The 7,408-nt window shown below is 65.3% G+C and carries 7 protein-coding genes; 6 read left to right on the forward strand and 1 reads right to left on the reverse strand.

All coding sequences use genetic code 11. From position 1 onward, the window contains the following. Positions 1 to 117: 117 nt before the first annotated feature. On the forward strand, positions 118 to 1,074 hold the full coding sequence (locus A9975_RS27640) for a DegV family protein (protein ID WP_183035552.1): 957 nt from the start codon (positions 118 to 120) through the stop codon (positions 1,072 to 1,074). 54 nt (positions 1,075 to 1,128) lie between these two features. Continuing rightward, a complete protein-coding gene (locus A9975_RS27645; RefSeq protein WP_183035553.1) occupies positions 1,129 to 1,905 on the forward strand; it encodes an enoyl-CoA hydratase in 777 nt (258 codons plus the stop codon). Positions 1,906 to 1,931: 26 nt separating this feature from the next. Here the strand turns inward: A9975_RS27645 and A9975_RS27650 are convergent, their stop codons facing one another. Beyond that, positions 1,932 to 2,354, reverse strand: coding sequence for an acyl-CoA thioesterase (locus A9975_RS27650; RefSeq protein WP_183035554.1), 423 nt, complete (start codon positions 2,352 to 2,354; stop codon positions 1,932 to 1,934). Between the two features lie 178 nt (positions 2,355 to 2,532). Here A9975_RS27650 and A9975_RS27655 point away from each other — a divergent pair, with 178 nt between their 5' ends. The 4 genes from A9975_RS27655 to A9975_RS27670 all read left to right on the forward strand — a co-directional run bounded on the left by A9975_RS27655 (position 2,533) and on the right by A9975_RS27670 (position 7,395). Next, positions 2,533 to 4,428, forward strand: coding sequence for an ABC transporter ATP-binding protein/permease (locus A9975_RS27655; protein WP_183035555.1), 1,896 nt, complete (start codon positions 2,533 to 2,535; stop codon positions 4,426 to 4,428). A gap of 185 nt (positions 4,429 to 4,613) precedes the next feature. Further along, on the forward strand, positions 4,614 to 5,747 hold the full coding sequence (locus A9975_RS27660) for an ABC transporter substrate-binding protein (RefSeq protein WP_183035556.1): 1,134 nt from the start codon (positions 4,614 to 4,616) through the stop codon (positions 5,745 to 5,747). Continuing rightward, the gene (locus tag A9975_RS27665) at positions 5,744 to 6,607 is read left to right on the forward strand and encodes an ABC transporter ATP-binding protein (protein ID WP_253933007.1); all 864 of its coding nucleotides are present in this window, start codon (positions 5,744 to 5,746) and stop codon (positions 6,605 to 6,607) included. Before A9975_RS27660 ends, A9975_RS27665 begins: the two co-directional genes overlap by 4 nt. Before the next feature lie 2 nt (positions 6,608 to 6,609). Then, a complete protein-coding gene (locus A9975_RS27670; protein WP_150987941.1) occupies positions 6,610 to 7,395 on the forward strand; it encodes an ABC transporter permease in 786 nt (261 codons plus the stop codon). The last annotated feature ends 13 nt before the right edge of the window (positions 7,396 to 7,408 follow it).

Raw genomic sequence — 7,408 nt, forward strand, 5'->3', positions numbered from 1 at the left:
CGCCACGTGCGTTCGTGCTGCCTGCCCAGACTCTCGATCAGGTGAAGAAAGCAGTGCCATAACAAGGAGACAGCTGCCGCCTCGATGCGGCTCACCTGACCGGGAGGAAACAACAAGATGCAGGAGACACTTATCCTGGCCGACGCCGCGTGCGATATGCCGCGCGCGCTGATGGCCGAACTCGGCGTGCAGACGGTGCCGTTCCGCATTCGCGCCGGCGACCGCTTTGTGGCCGACGTGCGTGACGAGCCGGCCTTGCCGTCGCTGTACGAGCAGTATCTGGTCGGCAAGCAGGACCACTACGCCGAATCCGTTCCCTTGCTCGAACGTGAGATCGAAGATCACCTCCTCAAGCATGTGGTGACCTCATGCGACCGCGCGCTGCTGCTCACCATCGCCAGCAGCCGCAGCAAGCTGTATGCGCATGCCTCGGGCGCCGTGGTTGGCACCGTGGCCAGGAGCTTCAAGGCACGCAAGGATGCGGGGCGCACGGGGTTGTTCGAGCTGACAGTGATCGACACCGGCGCGATCGGCCCGGGCCAGGCGCTGATCGTGCGCGAGGCGGCGCGCCTGCTGGGCGGCGGCGCCAGCGCGCAAACGGTGGTGCAGGCCGTGGAGACACGCCTGCGCGACGCCGCGCATATGTTCCTGGTGCCCGACGAGTTGCTCTACATGTACACGCGGGCCAGGCACAAGGGCGAGAACAGCATCACCTGGGGCCGCTACATGCTCGGCAGCGCGTTCAATATCCGCCCCGTCGTGCATATGCATCGCGGCCAGACCGAGCCGGTGGCCAAGGCGCGCGGCGCGGATGAAGGCATGCGCCGCGTGATGGCGCATGCGGAGCAGTGCATTCGCAGCGGCCGCTTGCTGAGTCCTGCGGTAGCGCTGAGCTATGCCGGGCCGCCCGGGGCGATTCAAGCGTTGCCTGCCTATCAGTCGCTCGCGCGCACCGCGCAGCAGCATGACGTGGCGCTGATGCTGGCGCCGATGAGCCTGACGGTGGCGCTCAACGTCGGCGCAAAGGCGTTCGGGATGAGCTATCTTTGCGAGAATCCGCCGGCGTTCGAATGAACGGCTTTCGGCACGGCGCACAAGTCAACCAAGCAGTAAGGAGAAGACGATTTCATGAGCATCCTGACCACCATCGAGCAAGGCATCCTGACCCTTGAGTTCGATCGCCTCGACAAGAAGAACGCCATCACGGCGGCGATGTACCAGGCCATGGCCGATGCGCTGCGCGCGGCCGATGCCGACCCTGCCGTGCGCGTGATCGTGATCCGCGGCAAGCCGGAAGTGTTCACCGCGGGCAATGACCTGGAAGACTTCATGCAGCGTCCGCCGACCGCGGGCGAGGGTGACCAGCCGGCGCCGGTATTCCAGTTCCTGCAGCAGATCAGCCAGGCCAGCAAGCCGCTGGTGGCTGCGGTAAGCGGCCCTGCGGTGGGCGTGGGCACCACCATGCTGCTGCATTGCGACCTGGTCTATGTCTCCGAGACGGCCAAGCTGTCGCTGCCGTTCGTGCAACTGGGCCTGTGCCCGGAGGCGGCATCGAGCATGCTGTTGCCGCGCCTGCTGGGTCACCAGCGCGCTGCCGAGAAACTGATGCTGGGTGAGCCGTTCAGCGCGCAGGAAGCGCTACAGATCGGCCTGGCCACGCGCGTGCTGCCGGTGGCGGAACTCAACGAGTTCGTGCACCAGCAAGCGCGCAAGCTAGCCGCGCTGCCGGCCTCGTCGCTGAGGGAAACCAAGCGCCTGATGAAGGGCGGCGACAAGGCGGCCGTGCAGGCAAAGATGGCGGAGGAGGGCGAAGTGTTCCGGCGCATGCTGCAGGCGCCGGAAGCCAAGGAGGCGTTCAAGGCGTTCTTCGAGAAGCGCCGCCCGGACTTCTCGCAGTTCAGCTAAGGGACATGGAAACCGCCGCTGCGCACTCAGGCCAGCGGCGTGTCCTTTTCCTTCGGCAGCACGCGCGGCTGGCGTGTATCGTCGGTGGCAACGTAGGTCAGGGTGGCTTCGGTCACCTTGACGATCTCCTGGCTGTGGCGCATGCGTTGCGCATAGACCTCCACCGATACGGTGATCGAGGTGCGGCCCGTCTTCTCGATATCGGCGTAGAAGCTCACCAGGTCGCCGACAAAGACCGGATGCTTGAACAGGAAGGAGTTCACCGCCACGGTGGCCACGCGGCCTTGGGCGCGCTCCACCGCCGGGATCGAGCCGGCAATGTCCACCTGGGCCATGATCCAGCCTCCGAAGACGTCGCCATGCACGTTGGCATCCGCCGGCATGGGGACCACGCGCAGTGCGGGATTCTTGCCAGGGGGCAGGCAGGGGAGGACGTTGGCTTGATTCATGATGGCTGCTTGATGAGGCTGGGTAGGGTTGGGGCGGGGTAGGGCGCGCTGCGGCGGAGTGACCTTGCCGCCGCGCGGCCCGGGCGTCGCGGCACTCCCGTGGCGCGCGCTTGCGGCGTGGCGCCGGCTAATTATGTCGATCTCTGCCACAATCGCATATTCGCCCGAATTCTAACGTATGCGACGCTACTCTACGTCGGCCGAGCCGTCCTCCGCCCAGCCTTCTTCCCTCTTCGGCAAATCCAACGTTCCCCGCAGCGATTGGCAGACCGTGCGCAACCTGCTGCCCTATGTCTGGCATTACAAGTGGCGAGTGATCCTGGCGCTGGTGTGCCTGGTGGCGGCCAAGGTGGCCAACCTGGGTGTGCCGGTCCTGATGAAGAAGCTGGTGGACAACATGAATGTTCCCGCCGGCAGCGCGAGCGCGCTGCTGGTGGTGCCGGTGGGGCTGATCGTCGCCTACGGGATACTGCGCTTGTCCGGCACGTTGTTTACCGAGCTGCGCGAGATCCTGTTCTCCAAGGTCACGCAGAGCGCGGTGCGCGAGATCGCGCTGCAGGTGTTTCGCCACCTGCACGCGCTGTCGCTGCGCTTTCACTTGGACCGCCAGACCGGCGGCATGAGCCGCGATATCGAGCGCGGCACGCGCGGCATCCAGTCGCTGATCTCCTACTCGCTCTACAGCATCCTGCCGACCCTGGTCGAGATGGGGCTGGTGATGGGCTTCTTCATCCTGCACTACGACATCTGGTTCGCGGCCATCACGGGCTGCGCGCTGGTGAGCTACATCGTGTTCACCATCGTGGTGACCGAGTGGCGCACGCACTTCCGGCGCAAGATGAACGAGCTGGATTCGCGCGCCAACCAGAAGGCGATCGATTCCCTGCTCAACTTCGAGACCGTCAAGTACTTCGGCAACGAGGAGTACGAGGCCGGCCGCTATGACGAGAACCTGCGCAAGTACCGCACCGCGGCGATCCGCTCGCAAAATTCGCTGTCGTTCCTCAACTTCGGCCAGCAGGCCATCATCGCCACCGGCCTGATCCTGATCCTGTGGCGCGCCACGGTGGGCGTGGCGGCGGGCAAGCTCACGCTGGGCGACCTGGTGCTGGTCAACACGCTGATGATCCAGCTGTACATTCCGCTGAACTTCCTCGGCGTGATCTACCGCGAGATCAAGCAGGCCACCACCGACATGGACCGCATGTTCGTGCTGCTGGGCACCAACCGCGAAATCGCCGACGCGCCGGACGCCGCGGCCTTGCGCGTGCAGGGCGCGGCGGTGCGTTTCAATCATGTCGGCTTTGGCTACGAGAGCAACCGCGTGATCCTGGACGAGGTGGACTTCGCCATCGCGGCCGGTACCACTACCGCAGTGGTAGGCCACAGCGGCTCGGGCAAGTCCACGCTGGCGCGGCTGTTGTTCCGCTTCTATGACGTGAGCAGCGGCGGCATCGAGATCGACGGCCAGGATATCCGCATGATCACGCAGGACAGCCTGCGCCGCGCCATCGGCATCGTGCCGCAGGACACCGTGCTGTTCAACGACAGCATCTACTACAACATCGCCTACGGCCGCCCCGACGCCAGCCGCGATGAAGTCATCGAGGCCGCGCGCGCGGCCCAGATCGACGGCTTTATCCGCGAGCTGCCGCAGGGCTACGACACGCCGGTGGGCGAGCGCGGCCTCAAGCTGTCGGGCGGGGAGAAGCAGCGCGTCGCCATTGCCCGCACGCTGCTGAAGAACCCGCCGATCCTGGTCTTCGATGAAGCCACCTCGGCGCTGGACTCCCGTACCGAGCAGGCCATCCAGGCCGAGCTGATGCGGCTGGCGCAGAACCGCACCACGCTGCTGATCGCGCACCGGCTCTCTACGGTGGTGCATGCCGACCAGATCCTGGTGATGGACCGCGGCCGCATCATCGAGCGCGGCACCCATGCCGAACTGATGCGGCTCGACGGCCGCTACGCCGAGATGTGGCACATCCAGGCGCGCAGCGCGGCAGAGAGCGAGGCCCCCGTGGAGGATGCCGCGCTGGCCATCGAAGCTGGCGACGCAACCCAGGACGCCTGACACGGCAATCGCCGGGACCGCAATGGATTGTCAACAATCCATTGCGGCAAACCGTCCCGAAACATCCGATCGCACGAATTTGGTTCGACAATAGGTGGCGTATCCGCCCCGTCGTGGTGCGTGTTTGCATGGCACGCGCCTTGCGGACGAACTATCCAGGAAGACAACTAACTGGAGAGAGTTCAATGCCGCTATTCCGTGCCGCCACCCCGTTCGAGGCCACTGCCGCTCACGCCGGCGCCGAGCCCGCCCACGCCGCGTCCGGCGCTGCCGCATCCACCGCGCGCCGCCGCTGGCTGCAGCTTGGCATGGCGCTGGGCACCGCCCTGGTGCTGTCGACACAATTTGCCGGCGAGGCGCACGCCCAGACCAAGGTCCGCTTCCAGCTCGACTGGCGCTTCGAAGGCCCGTCGGCGCTGTTCCTGCTGGGCGAGCAGAAGGGCTACTACAAGGCCGAGAAGCTCGATGTGTCGATCGATGCCGGCAACGGATCGGGCAACGTGGTCAACCGCGTGGCCTCCGGCACCTACGACATGGGCTTTGCCGACTTGGCCTCGGTGATGGAGTTCTACGGCAACAACCCGGATGCCAAGAACAAGCCGGTGGCCGTGATGATGGTCTACAACAACACCCCCGCCGCCGTGCTCGCGCTGAAGAAGTCCGGCATCAAGACCCCGCACGACCTGGCCGGCAAGAAGCTCGGCGCACCGGTATTCGACGCCGGCCGCCGCGCCTTCCCGATCTTCGCCAAGGCCAACGGCCTGCAGGCATCGAGCTTCAACTGGCAGGCGATGGACCCGACCCTGCGCGAGACCATGCTCACGCGCGGCGACCTCGACGCCATCACGGGCTTCTCCTTTACCTCCATCCTCAACCTGAATGCGCGCGGCGTGAAGGACGAGGACATCGTGGTGCTGCCTTACCCGCAATACGGCGTGAAGCTGTACGGCAACGCCGTGATCGCCTCGGAAGACTTCCTCAAGAAGAACCCAGAGGCGGTCAAGGCCTTCCTGCGCGCCTTCGCCAAATCGGCCAAGGACGTGATCGCCAAGCCGGAAGAGGGCATCAAGGCGGTCAAGGCGCGCGACGGCATCATCGACGAGAAGCTCGAGACCAAGCGCCTGAAGATGGCGCTGGACAGCGTGGTCAAGTCGCCCGACGCGCGCGCCGAGGGCTTTGGCCGCGTCAACAAGCCGCGCCTGTCGCTGATGGCTTCACAAGTGGCCGACGCCTTTGGCACCAAGGGCCGCATCAACCCCGACAACCTGTGGACCGATGCCTACCTGCCGTCCGCAGCCGAACTGGATGTGCTGCGATGACGGTGGGCACTACCTCACTGCGCACAGGGGCCGCGCTCCCTCCTGACCTGCCGGGCGAGCCGGCGGCGCAACCCTTTGTCGAGTTCAACCGGGTCTGGCTCGCCTATAACGACGAGCTTGCCCGCCAGGGTGAGTTCGCCATCGAGGACATCTCGCTGCAGGTCGAGCCGGGCGAGTTCATCGCCATCGTCGGGCCTTCCGGCTGCGGCAAGTCCACCTTCATGAAGCTGGCGACCGGACTCAAGCCGGCCACGCGCGGCGTGGTCAAGATCGCCGGCGAGAAGGTCGCCGGCCCGCTCAAGATGGTTGGCATGGCCTTCCAGGCGCCGACGCTGCTGCCCTGGCGCACCACGTTGCAGAATGTCATGCTGCCACTGGAGATCGTCGAGCCCTACCGCTCCACGCTGCGCCAGAAGCGGGAGGAGTACACGGCGCGGGCACGCGAGCTGCTGCGCACCGTGGGCCTGGCCGGCTACGAGGACAAGTACCCGTGGCAGCTCTCCGGCGGCATGCAGCAGCGTGCCTCGATCTGCCGCGCGCTGATCCACGAGCCGCGCATGCTGCTGCTCGACGAGCCCTTCGGCGCGCTCGATGCCTTTACCCGCGAGGAGCTGTGGTGCGTGCTGCGCGACCTGTGGCAGGCCCAGCGCTTCAACGTGATCCTGGTCACCCACGACCTGCGCGAGGCTGTGTTCCTGGCCGACACCGTCTACGTGATGAGCCAGCGTCCGGGGCGCATCCTCACGCGCAAGGAGATCGACCTGCCGCGTCCGCGCGACCTCGACCTGACCTATACCGAACCCTTTGCCGACCTTGTGCATTCGCTGCGCGAGAAGATCGGCCACGTACGGCAGCACTGACCATGAGCACTTTTTCTTCCTCGATGAGCGCGGCTCAGCAACGTCGTGTGCAGCGCGTGGCGCCGTGGTTGTTGCTGGGCACGTTCCTGCTGCTGTGGCAGGGCGCGTGCCTTGTGTTCAATGTGTCGGACTTCATCCTGCCCAGCCCCAGCGCGATCGTCACGTCACTGTTCGAATATTGGGATGTGATTGCCGGCCACGCCTGGCGCACCTTCTGGACCACCATGGTCGGCTTTGGCCTTGCCATCATCGTGGGCGTGGTGCTGGGTTTGCTGATGGGCTCGTCCAAGCTGGCGTACGCCGCCGGGTATCCGCTGATGACGGCGTTCAATGCGTTGCCGAAGGCAGCCTTCGTGCCGATCCTGGTGGTGTGGTTCGGCCTGGGCGCCGGCCCTGCGATCCTGACCGCCTTCCTGATCTCGTTCTTCCCGATCATGGTCAATATCGCTACGGGGCTGGCTACGCTGGAGCCGGAACTGGAGGATGTACTGCGCGTACTTGGTGCAAAGCGCACCGATGTGTTGCTCAAGGTCGGGCTGCCGCGGTCGATGCCTTACTTCTTTGCTTCGCTCAAGGTGGCGATCACGCTGGCTTTCGTCGGCACTACCGTGTCCGAGATGAGTGCTGCCAATGAAGGCATCGGCTATCTGCTGGTGTCCGCCGGATCGGCGATGAAGATGCCGCTGGCGTTTGCCGGGCTAGTGGTGATTGCCGTGATGGCGATGGTGATGTATGAGTTTTTTGCGGTGGTGGAGAGGCGGATGACGGGGTGGGCGCATCGGGGGTGAAGGGGGATGAGGG

The sequence above is a fragment of the Cupriavidus sp. UME77 genome, from assembly GCF_014170355.1.
GTDB classification, from domain to species: Bacteria; Pseudomonadota; Gammaproteobacteria; order Burkholderiales; family Burkholderiaceae; genus Cupriavidus; species Cupriavidus basilensis.